General features: G+C 31.6%; 14 protein-coding genes. 1 reads left to right on the forward strand and 13 read right to left on the reverse strand.

The window, feature by feature from the left end; translation table 11 throughout:
- Positions 1-2: 2 nt before the first annotated feature.
- The gene (locus tag RYO54_RS10095; RefSeq protein WP_315118241.1) at positions 3-896 is read right to left on the reverse strand and encodes a methyltransferase domain-containing protein; all 894 of its coding nucleotides are present in this window, start codon (positions 894-896) and stop codon (positions 3-5) included.
- Between the two features lie 536 nt (positions 897-1,432).
- A complete protein-coding gene (gene serS / locus RYO54_RS10100; protein ID WP_315118325.1) occupies positions 1,433-2,710 on the reverse strand; it encodes a serine--tRNA ligase in 1,278 nt (425 codons plus the stop codon).
- A 550-nt stretch (positions 2,711-3,260) separates the two neighbouring features.
- Here serS and RYO54_RS10105 point away from each other — a divergent pair.
- On the forward strand, positions 3,261-3,755 hold the full coding sequence (locus tag RYO54_RS10105; RefSeq protein WP_315118243.1) for a hypothetical protein: 495 nt from the start codon (positions 3,261-3,263) through the stop codon (positions 3,753-3,755).
- 67 nt (positions 3,756-3,822) lie between these two features.
- Here RYO54_RS10105 and RYO54_RS10110 read toward each other — a convergent pair whose 3' ends face one another.
- The 11 genes from RYO54_RS10110 to RYO54_RS10160 form a co-directional block, all read right to left on the reverse strand.
- Positions 3,823-4,893, reverse strand: a complete 1,071-nt coding sequence (locus RYO54_RS10110) for an FAD-binding protein (protein WP_315118327.1) — start codon at positions 4,891-4,893, stop codon at positions 3,823-3,825.
- 14 nt (positions 4,894-4,907) lie between these two features.
- On the reverse strand, positions 4,908-5,132 hold the full coding sequence (locus RYO54_RS10115; protein WP_315118245.1) for a helix-turn-helix transcriptional regulator: 225 nt from the start codon (positions 5,130-5,132) through the stop codon (positions 4,908-4,910).
- Between the two features lie 17 nt (positions 5,133-5,149).
- Positions 5,150-5,641, reverse strand: coding sequence for a DUF2975 domain-containing protein (locus RYO54_RS10120; RefSeq protein WP_315118246.1), 492 nt, complete (start codon positions 5,639-5,641; stop codon positions 5,150-5,152).
- 528 nt (positions 5,642-6,169) lie between these two features.
- Complete coding sequence (locus tag RYO54_RS10125) at positions 6,170-7,567, reverse strand: alginate O-acetyltransferase AlgX-related protein (protein ID WP_315118248.1); 1,398 nt, start codon at positions 7,565-7,567, stop codon at positions 6,170-6,172.
- 14 nt (positions 7,568-7,581) lie between these two features.
- On the reverse strand, positions 7,582-8,997 hold the full coding sequence (locus RYO54_RS10130; protein ID WP_315118249.1) for an MBOAT family O-acyltransferase: 1,416 nt from the start codon (positions 8,995-8,997) through the stop codon (positions 7,582-7,584).
- A gap of 285 nt (positions 8,998-9,282) precedes the next feature.
- A complete protein-coding gene (locus RYO54_RS10135; RefSeq protein WP_315118251.1) occupies positions 9,283-10,038 on the reverse strand; it encodes an ABC transporter permease in 756 nt (251 codons plus the stop codon).
- Between the two features lie 4 nt (positions 10,039-10,042).
- Positions 10,043-10,984 (reverse strand): ABC transporter ATP-binding protein, encoded by a 942-nt coding sequence (locus tag RYO54_RS10140; RefSeq protein ID WP_315118253.1) that lies wholly within the window; start codon positions 10,982-10,984, stop codon positions 10,043-10,045.
- Position 10,985: 1 nt separating this feature from the next.
- On the reverse strand, positions 10,986-11,444 hold the full coding sequence (locus RYO54_RS10145; RefSeq protein ID WP_315118255.1) for a GyrI-like domain-containing protein: 459 nt from the start codon (positions 11,442-11,444) through the stop codon (positions 10,986-10,988).
- Positions 11,445-11,446: 2 nt separating this feature from the next.
- A complete protein-coding gene (locus tag RYO54_RS10150) occupies positions 11,447-12,316 on the reverse strand; it encodes an AraC family transcriptional regulator (protein WP_315118257.1) in 870 nt (289 codons plus the stop codon).
- Positions 12,317-12,637: 321 nt separating this feature from the next.
- Positions 12,638-14,062 carry a sodium:alanine symporter family protein gene (locus RYO54_RS10155; RefSeq protein WP_315118259.1) on the reverse strand — a complete coding sequence of 475 codons (1,425 nt, stop codon included), beginning with the start codon at positions 14,060-14,062 and terminating at the stop codon, positions 12,638-12,640.
- A gap of 70 nt (positions 14,063-14,132) precedes the next feature.
- The gene (locus RYO54_RS10160) at positions 14,133-15,302 is read right to left on the reverse strand and encodes a YgeY family selenium metabolism-linked hydrolase (protein WP_315118261.1); all 1,170 of its coding nucleotides are present in this window, start codon (positions 15,300-15,302) and stop codon (positions 14,133-14,135) included.
- Positions 15,303-15,313 lie beyond the last annotated feature (11 nt).

The following is a 15,313-nucleotide window of genomic DNA, read 5'->3' on the forward strand; positions in this document are numbered from 1 at the left end:
TTCTACTTTTTCTTTATACCAATTATTAAGGCTAAATCTAAGGTTATAGAAGAAATATTTTTTTTAAATATATAATTTAATCTTTCAGTACTTTTTCCCCAAGTTAATGGTGTCATTTTAATGAAATGTGGTAAAAGTTCTTCATCAACAGCAAATTGATAGTTGATATCTTGAATATCTATAACATCTAACCTATGGCTAAAATAGTCTATTACTTTATTATTAGAATAATCAATGGTTTTCTTATCATTATAAATTGTTTCACGTAATTCTTTAAGATATTGGGATCCTGGAACCACTTTTATAACAATTCCTTTGTCACTTAATATCCTATCGAACTCACCATAATTAGCTGGAGAAAGCATGTTTAAAACAACATCAAAATTCCTATTTTGAAAAGGTAATCTCGCTAAATCTGCTACGCACCAAATAATATCAGCATGGTTACTTGCAGCCATATTAATGCTATCTTTTGAAATATCTCCCCCCACAAAAGTGTCATTTAGATTTCCTTTACTCTTTTTAAAAATATCGTAGATGTGTGACCCTTCACCACATCCTGCATCTAAAATAGCTATATGTTTTTTAGAAATGGAATTTTTATATTCACCGATTATTTTGGCTAACATATCAATTAATGGATTATAGAATCCAGCTGTACAAACCTTATGCCTGGCTTCAAATAATTCTTTAGAATATACAGGAAGATTACTTGATGTTAATAAATTCAAATAACCTTTCTTAGATAAATCGAAGCTGTGCTTAGAATTACAAGTTAAAATATTAAAGTCATTCATAAACATTTTGCCACTACATACAGGACATTTAAAAAGTCTTTGATTTTTCTTCACTAATTCTCTAGCTCTATCTTTTTTCTTAATACTTTTTATACACATGTTCTCAAATTCACCTCATTTAATAATCTGATGTGAATTCTTGAAAATGACCATTCTCAATTAACAAATAAGGGCTGCAAATGAACATAATTCACCTGCAACCCTTATACACTCTTATAAAATATAGGACATCAAAAACTGCATTAAGGCAGCCTATGCCTAATGTCTATAATAAGGTACTCATTAAAAATGTACGAATGTTCATTGCAAGAATCCTCAAGCAAGGCAGCACAAAAAAGCCTGTACTAATAGGCATTTTAACCTTACTTTTATTTAGTTATTTTTATTAAACTAAATAACGAAGTCTCATCTTCACAATGTACATTCTTACACCCCTTTTCTAAATATTGCTCTTATTTTATCACATATAAAATTCATTATCAATATGTTCTAAAATTTGAACTGATCATCCTTTACATACTAAATATTTTAATCTATATCCATATTATAAATTCTTAAAGAGTCTATATATATTGAAATATAAAAAAACCTTTCATCCTAAAAAATAGGACGAAAGGTTTAATTCCCATGGTAAATTATTTAATAACAGTCATTCCGCCCATGTATGGTTGCAATGCAACTGGAATATTGACAGAACCATCTGCATTTAAGTTGTTTTCTAAAAAAGCAATTAGCATTCTTGGAGGTGCAACTACGGTATTATTTAATGTATGAGCAAAGTATTTGCCGTCCTCACCAGCTACACGAATTTTAAGACGACGTGCTTGTGCGTCACCTAAGTTAGAACAGCTTCCTACTTCGAAGTATTTTTTCTGTCTAGGAGACCACGCTTCCACATCCACTGATTTTACCTTTAAGTCTGCTAGGTCACCAGAACAACATTCCAAAGTTCTTACCGGTATATCCAAAGAACGGAAAAAATCCACTGTGTTCTGCCATAGCTTATCATACCACATCATACTATCTTCTGGCTTACATACAACAACCATTTCTTGTTTCTCAAATTGATGAATTCGGTATACTCCTCTTTCTTCAATACCGTGAGCTCCTTTTTCCTTTCTAAAGCAAGGTGAATAACTAGTTAATGTTTGAGGCAAAGAAGTCTCTGGTAGTATAGTATTAATAAATTTACCGATCATAGAATGTTCGCTGGTTCCGATTAAGTATAAATCTTCACCTTCGATTTTGTACATCATAGCATCCATTTCTGCAAAGCTCATAACACCAGTTACCACTTCACTACGAATCATAAAAGGTGGAATGCAATATGTAAATCCGCGGTTAATCATAAAGTCTCTAGCATAAGAAATTACTGCAGAATGGAGTCTTGCAATATCTCCCATCAAATAATAAAAACCATTACCAGCAACTTTTCTAGCACTATCTAAATCAAGTCCACTAAATTTCTCCATAATTTCAGCATGATATGGAATTTCAAAATCTGGTACAACCGGTTCTCCATAACGTTGAATTTCCACATTTTCACTGTCATCTTTACCAATTGGAACACTTGGGTCAATGATATTTGGAATAGCCATCATAATGCCTTTTATTTTCTCTTCCAGTTCGCCTTCTTTTTTTTCTAACTCAGCTAAATGATCTGAAGCTTCTGTAACCTGTTTCTTCATTTCTTCTGCTTCTTCTTTTTTTCCTTGAGCCATTAATCCACCAATTTGTTTTGAAATCTTATTTCTTTTAGCTCTTAAAGTATCTGCTTCTGGCTTTATATTTCTGAGTTCAATATCCAGAGAGATTACTTCATCTACTAATTCCAGCTTATTATGCTGAAATTTTTTCCTCATGTTTTCCTTAATAACTTCAGGATTTTCTCTTACAAATTTTAAATCTAACATAATTTTTCCTCCTATATAAATATAAATAATATAATAATTTTGAAGCCATAAAATCAAAAAACCTTCCATCTCATATGTAAATATGGGACGGAAGGATCCGCGTTGCCACCCAAATTGCCAGTTCACTATAAGAACCAGCCACTCGATAGTAGTATGATAAAGGATACTAGCCTTTCAGTTTATCACCAACAGCTCCAAAAGTGGAAAGATTTAACCTTTCACCGATTCTCACCAACCATCGGCTCTCTAAAGAAATTTATAAATCGTAGCTTTTATCAACACTGGTTTTTCCAATCTTTATAAATTATATCTCCTTCTGTATTAATTTGCAAGTGAAAACTTATTTTGAATTATACTTTTTTTCTTATAATAGTATTATTTATTATTCCTTCACCAATATACCCATCATTTTTCTATTTTCTAAATCTTTCAATGAATTATCTTTATTAGATAATATTAATAAAATTTTTATTCTAAATAATAACACAAATTCTTAGTAATTCATAATATGTATAGATATAGAAGTTAAAATAGGAGTGGAAGATTAAAAATGGCAAATTTCAAATCCTTTCATGGTACTATTACCATGATTAATGATTTTCAGACAACTGTAACTGGAGAAGGATTAGGCTGTTATAAATTAATGTCTGTAGAAAACGAAAATGGAAATTTAGTAAATTTCGTTGTGGAACCATCTACTTACTTTGTGAATCATGTAATGGTGGCAGTAGGAGATAGGGTAACTGGATTTTATGATGCAAATGCACCTGCTCCCCTAATTTTTCCACCGCAATTTCGAGCAATTGTTATGGCAAGAGATACACAAAACCGAAACGTGAAAGTTGATCATTTTAATAGTGAGTTGGTAAGTAGTGACAACTATTTAAAATTAAATATTGGGCCATATACTAGGATAGTATTAGAAAACGGACAACTATTTACTAGAAACCCTGCAAATCGAGACCTAATTGTTGTCTATGGCGCTACCACAAGGAGTATACCAGCTCAAACCACACCATATGAAATTATTGTCATGTGCCGATAGTTCGAAAGAAGAAGTTTACTTTTGCGCGAAATACTCAATTATTTCGCGCATTTGTTAATTGAATGCTTTACCGTTTTGCCGAAACAATATTAATACTTTGCAATCTGCTCTTTAATACCAGCTTACGTAAAAAAGTATTATACATAAACGGACATTTCAGTAGTTTTAAAGAGATTTTTAAACGAATATTAAAAGTTTTTAATCTGTATTTTTTGTTCGCATTTTTACTATGAGCATTTAGTACTTCACTCAAAATTCGTGCGCTGTTGATAGCTGAACTGATTCCCTCCAGTGAACTGGGGCTGATAAATCCCGCAGCTTCCCCAATCAAAAAAGCGTTGTCCTTACCGCAGCAAAAATCATGGAATGTGGATGGTCGCAGTACAATGCAGGCCTCGGTTTTCATAGGCTCTCCGAACTGAAATCCAATTTTCTCTAGATTTTTTTTCTGATTTTCAAATCGTTTCCGGGAATTATCCATTGGAAATGCGCCACCAAAAATAAACTGATTGTCCTTAGAGATGGACCAAGAACAGCAGTCGGTATTTTCCGGGTCGAAAATACAGGAATAAAACGGATTGGGGTGTGTTTCAGGAAACCATTGCTGTATTGACATATAAGTCCGTATTTTCTTTTTTGGGTAAAGGGTGCGGCGTACCAAGGAATTAGCACCGTCTGCCCCTACCAGATATTTGGCAATGATGACATGCTCTGTACCATTTTCATGAAAAGTTACCCGATAACCTTCTGGTATTTTTTCAATAGCAGAACAACGAGAATTGCTGTGGACCTCCACATGATCCCGAATAAGTGATTTCATCCATAAATCAAATTTATGGCGATTAAGATTAATGTAAAACCGTTGATAATGGCGGATGAGATTATTTTTCAAATCTATGGTTTTAACAGCAAAAATCTGAGGGTCTACCATTACATCCTTTGGAATGGTCATATCTAACTTTGCCAATGCTTTCTGTGCGTCGGAAGAGAGCAATCCGCCGCAAGGTTTGTGAAATCCATTTTCGCTAGAATCTTTTTTATCGATGGCGATAATTTTATATTCTTTAGAAAGCAGTCGTGCCAGTGTAGATCCAGAAGGCCCCAACCCGATAATTGCAATATCATATGTCATAATCATTATCTTTTTCATCTTTATTTTCCATTCTCTAAATCATTGTCTTCTCTGTACTCTAAAATATCTCCCGGTTGACATTGGAGTATTCTGCACAAAGCATCAAGAGTAGTGAATCGAAAAGCCTTTGCCCTCTGATTTTTAAAATTTGATACATTTGCCATTGTCATTCCTAATTGTTCTGATAACTCCGTCAAAGATATTTTACGTTTTGCCATCATAACATCCAAGTTAACTATAATCATATTTGATTTCCCCCTTTTTAGAATGTCAAATCATTTTCTTCTTTAATTTCAGCAGCTCTTTTAAATATGCCAGACATTACTAAGCACAAGAATCCAGCTGTTACACCAATAAAAGGTATAATTATTAAAGGTATTACAGTCATCGCATATAGATAAAAATCAAATACTACGTATAAAAATAGGTTGCTTAGAATATAAATAACCACTTCTGCAAATGCACAAATGGCAATCACTTGAAACTCTTTTGATATAATTGATGAAAAGGAATTTTCATCTGTAAGCAATTTACAAATTCTTTTAAATTTAAATAATGCTATCAAGTAAGGAACTGCGCACACATAAATACATGCTGTCAATATCCAATTCATATTTGGAACTGATATTTCCATCCTTGAGATTTTTAAAAGTGCTGTCAACGTAAGTGGAGTGCCTATAAGTGCAAGAATTGTTAAAATGATTCCTGCAATAACTAATCCATTTAATACTTTTGAACTTGTTCTCTCTTTCATAAAATTACCTCTCTTTAAAATAGTTTTTATTCATTATTTACATCCTTATTATATATCAACATTTTAACAATTACAATAATTATTTATCGTTATTCTTTATATTTTTATCGTTTTAGTTAATGCAAGCAAATTTTTAAACTCAATCGTAACACAAGAACTCAATAGTAACACAAGATGCCACTTTGTAAATTGAAAAGCAATCTTTGTAATTGACAACTGAATATTTGTAAACGCAACGCCACTTTTGTATCCGAAATGCATGTTTTGTAAATGAGATGCAGTTTTTGTAACCAAAATTCAGTTTGATTTTTCACATTTATTAGAGCAAATTTTTAATGCTAGAAACAATATTTAAAAATTAGAAAAGACCATGAAGTTACTTAAGCGTAAAAGCTTTCTTCATAGCCTTTTTCAACTTTATATTAAATTTATAATCGCATCTCTACCCATACCATATCAAATTGCTACTCTTACCTTATATAAAATTATTGTTATGCATTAATATTGTTTAAACTAAGAACTAGGTGATTAATTTAATTCACAAGAAACTTTTGTAAATTTACTTTCATCTTCAGAAATTAAGTATAAACTAAACTCATTTAAATTTTCTATTTCTGAAGTTGGTATAGAAAATTCAATGTTTTGCTTTCCATCCACTTCTCTTATTCTACAATCTAATATTCTATTTGAAATATCAGTATAAGCATAGGACGCCTTTTCCCCTTCTATAGGAATGGAGAAGTTGGTCAAATTAGTATCTGATTTTTCAAAAGTATCATCTTTTGTATATGCAAACTTGCTTTCTACAAGATTAGAATAATCTTTAAAATTCTTATTATAAGTGGAATTTTTCATTTTATCTACAGGAAAATAGTTATTTGAATGAGTATATTCTGTAGACTCAAACAAAACTATATCTGGATTAAAAATATTTATATAATAATCATAGTCGACTACATTATGATAATTGTGTATTCTAATTAACTCTGAAAAATTCTCCGTAAGAAATTTATCTCTCCCTTGAAAGTAACTTCCAGCAAAAATAAGTATCTTAGGTGCATCTTTATTATTAGGGTTTTTATAATGAGCAAAGTTTGTAAACTGCTCAGATATCTTAATCTCATTATCAAAATCAGTGACGGATACAGAATTATCTTTTTTTAAATTATAATGTGTAGTTTTTTCATTTATAGAAAAATATGAAGCTGGAAGAGTTGTATTAGTATACTCTACCTCTTCAAATTTACTGATATCAAATTTATCCACTCTTGAATCTAAATCATGTAATTCATCTAATATAGATGAAATTCCAACAATAGCTCCAGTTTCATTCCAATGATTAGCATCATATTCTTTATCAAAAACTTGTTTGGAATCTTTAGCATCTATCAACGCTTGTCCAGTATATAAATAATTAATATTTTTGTCTTTAAGAAGACTTAAAAAATAATTAAGATTTTCATTGTCATAATTATACCCCTCTGGCAAAAATTCAGAGTATACAGTTGCTTTACCAGGTTCAACAGCATATAAAAATTTTATATCTCTATCTGTGCAGTAATTTTGAAAATTTAAGATAAAATCAGAATAAATTTCTTGAAACTCTTTATCTAGTTTATTTTCTTTTAATTTCGGAAAAATATAGCCATCTTTTCCGTACTGATAACTTGGATGTATCATTTCATCAAATAGCAAATCCATGCCTTTAGTATATGTGTTAACAATTTCAGTTCTAAATCCTATACGATCCTCTAGGTAACTTTCTACATTTTCAGTAATATTGCCTTGTGCAAATACCTCTGTAGAATCCATAAGCTTTCTATTATCTATATTGGAAACTTGATTAGGTTTTAAATTTATGGTAAATATCGGTAATGAAATAATAAAAAGAAATAAACCTATTCTAAAAAAATGTATTTTTTTCATGCACAACACCTCCTTTAAAATTGAAAGTAAATAAATGGACTATATGTGGAATTAACTATAAATATTATTGCAATAATTAATAACATTCCAATAAATATCGTTTTTACTACTTGAAATATTTCCTTATCTTGATGTGATTTTAATATATTACCGATAATAGGAGTGCACCCTATAATTGACATAAGTATCCAAAAAACTAATTCCTTATTAATAAAGTAACTAAATTGATATGTGACTGTTGTAGCTTTATTTACTCCAAACATTATTGATAAATAACTTATTGCATCTCTTAAACCATTGGCTCTAAATAACACCCATCCTAATATAACAATAAACATAGTAATTGTTGTTTTTATAAAAGAGGGAATTTTTACATACCATCTTTTTTTATTTATAAGTTTTTCAATAATTATAAATACACCATGCCATATCCCCCATATAATAAAGTTCCATGAAGCTCCATGCCATACACCTGTAACTAAAAAAACAATAAAAAGATTTAAATAAGTATTGCCTGTCCTATTTCCGCCCAATGGTATATAAAGATATTCTCTAAACCAAGTAGATAAAGATATATGCCATCTTCTCCAAAATTCAGTTATAGATTTTGATATATATGGATAATTAAAGTTTTCCATAAATTTAAAGCCAAATAAATAGCCTAACCCAATAGCCATATCGGAATATCCTGAAAAATCAAAGTATATTTGAAAAGTATAGCAGATGGCTCCTAACCATGCTGTAGGAAGATCAATTCCCTTACCTGAAAGTGCAAATATTGTATCAGCTATCCCAGCTAAAACATCAGCAATAATTACTTTTTTTGATAATCCTATAACAAATCTTTCAATACCATAACTAAAATATTCAATAGTTTCTTTTCTTTCTCTTATTTGATTATCTATATCTTTATATTTTACAATAGGACCTGCTATTAGTTGAGGGAAAAATGATATATATAATGCAACAGAAAAAATATTTTTATTAACTTTTGCATCATTTCTATATATGTCAATTATGTATGACATACCCTGAAATGTAAAAAACGAAATACCTATAGGCAATATAATTTCCTTATATTGAAAACTAGTATTAAAAATGCTATTAATATTTACTATTGCAAATCCATAATATTTATAATAAAAAAGCAAACTTAAATTTAGTATTATTCCTACTAATAGAACAATGTTTTTTAATCTTTTTTGTTCTTTTAACTTGTCAATAAGTAGACCAAATGTATAATTTATCAAAATACAAGTACCTAATAATGGTAAGTTTTTTATTCCTCCCCAGACATAAAATAATAAACTTGCAAAAAGAGCTATATAATTTTTAAAAACATTCCCGGGAAAAAGATTCCCTAAGGTATAATAAATCAACAAAGTTACTGGCAAAAATATAAAAATGAATATTTGAGAACTAAATACCATATTTCTTCCTCCTTATACTAAAATAATATAGTTTATTAATATAACTCTAAATGCTTATTATATCATAACTTTAAGAAATTTTTTTCATTTTTGGGCCTGTAAACAGATATTTAACAGAAAATTTATAAAAATTTCTTTAATAAAATTATATAAAAAATGAAATTTCAAAAGCACCGAAAACCTGCTATCTATACAATAAGGAATGGAAAATCGCCTGCCGTAACTGTGGTTTTTTTACCATAGGCAGTCGATTTTGATATTTAGCTTATATACATAATGTGAAAATTATTGTATCATTTCTCTTTTAAGTCTTCGAATTGCCAAGGTAAAGCTGCCACAGCAAAGTAACAGGAACAATCCTATTACAAATAATAAGTAATGCCATTCAATTGTACTTCCTAAAACTAAACTTCGTATACAATTTATAACCTGCGTAAACGGATTTATAATTACTGCTATTTTTAAACCACCTGACATATTATCCACTGAAAATAATGCCGTACTGGTAAAGAAAATAGAAAGTACGATGAGATTCATAATGGTTTCATAAATAACTTCATTTGGCAAGCGCAAGCTAATAGCATAGGATAGTCCAGACATAAAAAATGCCGATATGAAAATAAGAACTATAATTAGAAGAACTCCTGTAAATCCTGTACCTATACGAACAGATAGAAACATAGACACTACAAGAAGAATGCTCACCTCAACTAATGAAAGTAAAACAGCTTCTAACATTTGCCCCAGCACAATAGAACTTCTGCTAACTGGTGCTATTAACATCCTGTAGAAACTTCCTTTTGATTTCATAATAAAGTTAAGATAGCCGCCACTACTACAGCAAGCAAGTGTAACAAGCATCATAATACCCGGAAGGATAAAGGCAGTATAATTACCTCCAGATAAATTTTGCATAGACTGTTCTGCAATGGCACCATATAATAAAAGCCATATGAGAGGCTGTATTATAGTAAGCATAATAGAAATAGGATTTTCAAATCGCCACTTAATATTACGCCATAAAATATTAATCGTTTCCACCTATTTATCTCCTTTCCGTTTCTGTTAACTTCAAGAATATATCTTCAAGACTTGGCTGTACAATCTCAATGGCCTCAAAAGGAATATTGTTTTCCAGAAGCCACTTATTAGTATTCTCAAAAATAGTTCTATCATCATCCACATTAATAAAAACTGAATTTTCACGAATGCTTATGGAAGAAAACATATTTGCTTTTGTAAGTAATGTAGCACATTTTTTTGTTTTATCTATATTAGAAAAGCCAATTCGTAAGATATTTTGACGTGTATATTGACGTAAATCACTGGGCTTTCCCTGTACCAGCTCACGACCTTCTTTCATAATGCAAATTGTGTCACTAAGTTGATCAGCTTCTTCAAGATAGTGCGTAGTCAAAAAAATAGTTGTGTTAAAATCATCTCGTATTTTCCCAATAATTTCCCACATAGCTTTTCGGGAACCAATATCCATACCAACTGTTGGCTCGTCTAAAAATAGTATTTGAGGATAAGAAACCATATTCATCGCAATATCCAAGCGTCGTTTCACGCCTCCAGAATAGGAGGCAACGGGATATTTTAAATACTGTGACAATCCAAAACTATCAATTAAATCACTGATTCTACTTTTGGCAGTAGTATTATCAACTTTGTATAATCGACTTTGAAATATCATATTTTCCATGAGCGACAGATGTTCATCAATAGAAATTCGTTGTGCAACACAAGCAATCTGTGTACGAACCCATGCAGGATTTTTACATAAATCTTTTCCTAACATGGTCACATTTCCAGAAGTAGGTTTATAAAATGTTGTAAGAATGTTGATAAGTGAAGATTTACCTGCACCATTCGGACCAAGCAAAGAGAAAATTTCACCACAGTTTACTTTTAAATTTAATTCATCCAAGGCTTTTACGCCATTCTTATATTCTTTAACCAATTTATTAACTTCCATTGCCAGCATTTTATTCCCCCTCTTTTATTGGAAACAGAATTTCTGTAATATACTTGTTGGGATTGCCTTTTAAAAACATTCCCGGGCCTTTAATAAACACTTCCCTGAATGGCGGTTGTAATATCAAATTATGTTCTTCTGCATATTGATCAATGGCTATATATGCGTTCTGCATCGTTTCATAAGAGCCTATATGGGTAGCACAAACTACTTTGATACGGGAAATTTCCTTTACTTCAACACCACTTACTGTCGGTATTTCAGCAGTAGGAACACACAGTTCCAATTCACCAATTTTGGTTTGAGGATCTATAGCATAATAGTTGAAAAAAGGTGACCCGTTTGCTTTGCCTTGAATGGACTTAAATACATTTGGAAATACTTTATTTGCCTCAGTGACAATACCTTTATATCGCATAAATGCCACCCTTATAGGCTCAATATCTCTAATTTCAATTTGATAATTCACTTCTATTCCTCCTCGTTTTCTTTTTTTACTGCAATCCAAACTTCCGCATGACCACTCTTAGATTGCTGATTGTTAATCGGGTAAACCTCTATATCTGGTAGTTCAGCATATTTATACCCTGAGAAAGGAAGCCATTCCATAATAAATCGATTGAAGATAGTCTGAACAGATTCCTTAAAGTATCCGTTACACTCAAATATTACCCATGTGGCTTGCGGTATTTCAAGTTCATACATTCCATCAGGTACAGGTCTATCTGTTTCCGTTGCAATGTAGTAATAGATGTTTTGTGGATTTGTATAGGCAGTAATACCGAAAATACTATTTTTAGATGGATTTCCCAGTTTACAAATTTCAGAAAGCATTGTGCTTCCTAGCATCTTATTCCAGAACTTCGGCACAGTTTTCTGGTTTTTTTCCATATCTTCTTGCAATATAGTCTTTGCACCAACTACTCTAAAAGCTTCTTTTTTTTCAATTCTATATTTCATACTTTCACCTCCTGTAACAGTAATCTTAAAACTGATTGGTGGATAAGACTGCAATAAAGTCCCCTCTGTACGTGCTGCTGTTGGAGAGATACCATGAACACTTTGAAAAGCACGATTAAATGATGTTGGTGAAACATAGCCATATTTCATGCCAATATCAATTATTTTTGTCTCGCTTGATTGTATCTCGAAAGCTGCCTGTGTCATCCTCCTGCGGCGAATATAATCCGATAGAGTTACACCCGATATATATGAAAACATCCGCTGAAAATAATAGGTTGAGCAACAAGCAATTTTTGCAGCTTCATCGTAGGAAATTTCACTGGTTAAATTGCTTTCTATATAATCAATAGCTTTGCTTATTTGTCTGAGCCATTCCATATTCCTCACCTCCTAATGAAAGAATATCATAATAAAAATTTTAATTCTTCTCTTTTACTGTCCAATTTTGTAAAGTTTAAAATCAGAAAATACAAAAGAGGCTATGTTTTTCAGTAACGAAGAACATAGCCTCTTAAATTTCGCCTAATGGCAGATTTATTAAATTGTATTTTAGGTTTATATAAAAACAAAGGCATCAAGATTTTCATCTCAGTGCCTTTAGATTTTCTAATTCAATTTATTGCATATTCTTTATAAAAACCTTCATGTTTTTTCATTTTCAGTTTCCATAATATTCTGAATATTATTATGTTCAACTTCTTAAAAATCTACATATGCCTCTCCATCTTTTTTTTGATTATTTGTAATCTTGCCTTCACTTTCTTTTATAAACCCATCGTAGTCCCAAACGGGTTCTTTAATTCCAGCATTCTTCTGCTTTCTATAATCTAGGTAAACTCTTTTTACATGCTTTGCTAATCCAATCATTGCAATTGAATTAAAAAATACCATAAATGCTCCGAAAAAATCAGCCATCTCCCAGAGAAATGTAACAGGTGCTACAGCTCCCACAATAATAATACCCATGCAGAGTATTTTATAAATCATTATCACCCTATCATTATTAGGTAAGAAGTACTTTATATTTACTTCACCATAATAGATATCTGCTAACAGTGTAGTAAACCCAAATAATAACATAGCAGCAACTACAACCCAATTTCCAAATGAAATCCCTTTTTGGAATGCGACTTGCGTTAGAGCAATTCCAGTCTCACCAGAATCCAATGCTCCAGTAAATAAAATAATGAATGCTGTACAACTGCAAACAATCATTGTTGTAATAAATACTCCTAGCATAGCAGCAAATCCTTGATTTACAGGATGTTTTACATTAGCTGATGCATGCATGCTTGGTGTTGTACCATTTCCAGCATCATTTGAAAATAGTCCCCTTGCTACTCCAAATCGAAAGGCCTCTTTTATGGTATACCCGGTAACTCCACCAACTGCAGCATTAAAGTTAAAAGCTGATTTAAAGATTAGAGAAAAAACCGCTGGAAGAATACTGATATTGCTTAGAATAACGTATAAAGCAATTAAAATATAAGCTGCGGCCATAAATGGAACAATAACACTTGAAAAATCGGCAAGTCGTTTAATACCCCCAAATACCACTAATGCAACAAGGATTAGCAATCCTATTCCGGCATATAGAGGTTTTATGTCTATAACTCCTGTTACTGCATTAGAAATTGAATTGCTTTGTATCATTGCATAATTAAATCCAATTCCAACGATAACTGTAATTGAAAATAAACTTGCTAATAATTTGCTATTTAACCCCTTTTCCATGTAATAGGCTGGACCGCCATAAAAAGTTCCATCTTTATTTTTACGACGATATATTTGTCCTAAAACAGCCTCACCAAAGTTTATTGGCATTCCTAAAATCGCAGTCACCCACATCCAGAATATGGCTCCAGGTCCCCCTGATGCCAGTGCCGTTGCAACACCTACCAAACTCCCCGTTCCAACTTGTCCACCTACCGCTGCACATAGAGCACCGAACCCAGAGACTCCATCTTTCTTTTTCATTCCAGCAATAATGTTTGTAAAAAGTTGCTTAAAGTGTCTTACTTGAGGAAATTTAAGTAAAATTGTATAAAAGACACCTATACTTAACAATAACCCAGCAATTAACCAACCCCAAAATATACCGTTTAAGGTTTTAATAATCCCCATGTTTTAACCTCCCATTGGTTTTTAGTAAATGCTAGCCAAAAGTTAAATAAAAATACCAGTATATTTTAACTTATAATTTTTGAATTAATCTTACATAAAAACTACATGCATCAGCATATTTGCTTATTTGGCAGTTTTCGTTTCTCATATGGGCCAACTTATATTCTCCGGGACCAAAACCAATTGTAGGTATTCCCATACTAACAGGTGTTACTGCATTAGTACTAAAATCCCAATAATCGTACTCTGGAGCACTTCTAAAATTCTCATTGTATGATTCAATACATGCTTTTGCAAGTTCATGGTTCAAGTCAATTTCCCATGCTAAGTGAAAAGGTTCATACTTAATATCCATTCCAGTCCAACTCTTCCTATGGACTGTTCCTAATTTCCATTCTGCATTTTTGCCCTGTATTATTTTATTCATTTCTTTTTTAATGGTTTCTTCTGTTTCTCCAACTACTATTCTTCTATCCAAATATACTTCGCATTCAGATGGAACAGCATTTAAAGATGCACTTACGCATGAAATATCAGACATAACAAGAGTTCCTCTTGGAGCATCTTTTTCCATAAGTTCTTCATTAGCCTTTTCAACGCGCTTTATTATATCAGCCATTTCATAAATTGCATTAACACCTTTTTCCGGTGCTGACCCATGGGCTGAAACACCATTTGTTTTAATTATAATTTGTGCTTTACCCTTATGACCAGTAACAATTTTATTATCAGATGGTTCGCAAGTAATAAAGTAGTCTGGCTTAATCTTGCATTCTTTAAATAAATGTTTCAGATTTTCCCCATCACAATCTTCCTCAAATACAGTGCAAGAAACGTAAATAGTCTTTTCAGAATCTAATCCTAATCTCTTTGCAATAGCGCCTGCATATATTGAAGCAGCAGCTCCACCTTTCATATCTACAGAACCTCTACCATAAAGTCTTCCATTTACAATTTCGCCGCTAAAAGGTGCAACCTCCCACTTATCTTCATCAGTTACCTTAACAGTATCTATATGTGAATCAAACATAACTATTTTTTCACCATTTCCAATTCTTCCAAGAACGTTTCCCATTGAATCAATAATTACTTCATCATATTCAAGAAACTTCATTTTTCTTTCTATAAAGTTAATAAGCTTCTCTTCCTGTCCAGAATAACTTTTTATTCTTACCAAGTCCTGCGTGAATTCAATAAGATCCTTTTTTACCTCTTCCATAATCACATCTAAATTTTTCATTATAAAAAACC

It is taken from the genome of uncultured Clostridium sp. (genome assembly GCF_963515715.1).
Lineage (GTDB): Bacteria > Bacillota > Clostridia > Clostridiales > Clostridiaceae > Clostridium_AW.

Excerpts from the sequence above, each read along its gene's own strand:
- RYO54_RS10115 (WP_315118245.1), bottom strand. The coding sequence starts at position 5,132 with ATGATTATAGTTAACTTGGATGTTATGATGGCAAAACGTAAAATATCT.
- RYO54_RS10150 (WP_315118257.1), bottom strand. The coding sequence starts at position 12,316 with ATGGAATGGCTCAGACAAATAAGCAAAGCTATTGATTATATAGAAAGC.
- RYO54_RS10160 (WP_315118261.1), bottom strand. The coding sequence starts at position 15,302 with ATGAAAAATTTAGATGTGATTATGGAAGAGGTAAAAAAGGATCTTATT.
- RYO54_RS10130 (WP_315118249.1), bottom strand. The coding sequence starts at position 8,997 with ATGGTATTTAGTTCTCAAATATTCATTTTTATATTTTTGCCAGTAACT.
- RYO54_RS10095 (WP_315118241.1), bottom strand. The coding sequence starts at position 896 with ATGTGTATAAAAAGTATTAAGAAAAAAGATAGAGCTAGAGAATTAGTG.
- RYO54_RS10110 (WP_315118327.1), bottom strand. The coding sequence starts at position 4,893 with ATGATTATGACATATGATATTGCAATTATCGGGTTGGGGCCTTCTGGA.
- RYO54_RS10155 (WP_315118259.1), bottom strand. The coding sequence starts at position 14,062 with ATGGGGATTATTAAAACCTTAAACGGTATATTTTGGGGTTGGTTAATT.
- RYO54_RS10120 (WP_315118246.1), bottom strand. The coding sequence starts at position 5,641 with ATGAAAGAGAGAACAAGTTCAAAAGTATTAAATGGATTAGTTATTGCA.
- RYO54_RS10105 (WP_315118243.1), top strand. The coding sequence starts at position 3,261 with ATGGCAAATTTCAAATCCTTTCATGGTACTATTACCATGATTAATGAT.
- RYO54_RS10140 (WP_315118253.1), bottom strand. The coding sequence starts at position 10,984 with ATGCTGGCAATGGAAGTTAATAAATTGGTTAAAGAATATAAGAATGGC.
- RYO54_RS10125 (WP_315118248.1), bottom strand. The coding sequence starts at position 7,567 with ATGAAAAAAATACATTTTTTTAGAATAGGTTTATTTCTTTTTATTATT.
- serS (WP_315118325.1), bottom strand. The coding sequence starts at position 2,710 with ATGTTAGATTTAAAATTTGTAAGAGAAAATCCTGAAGTTATTAAGGAA.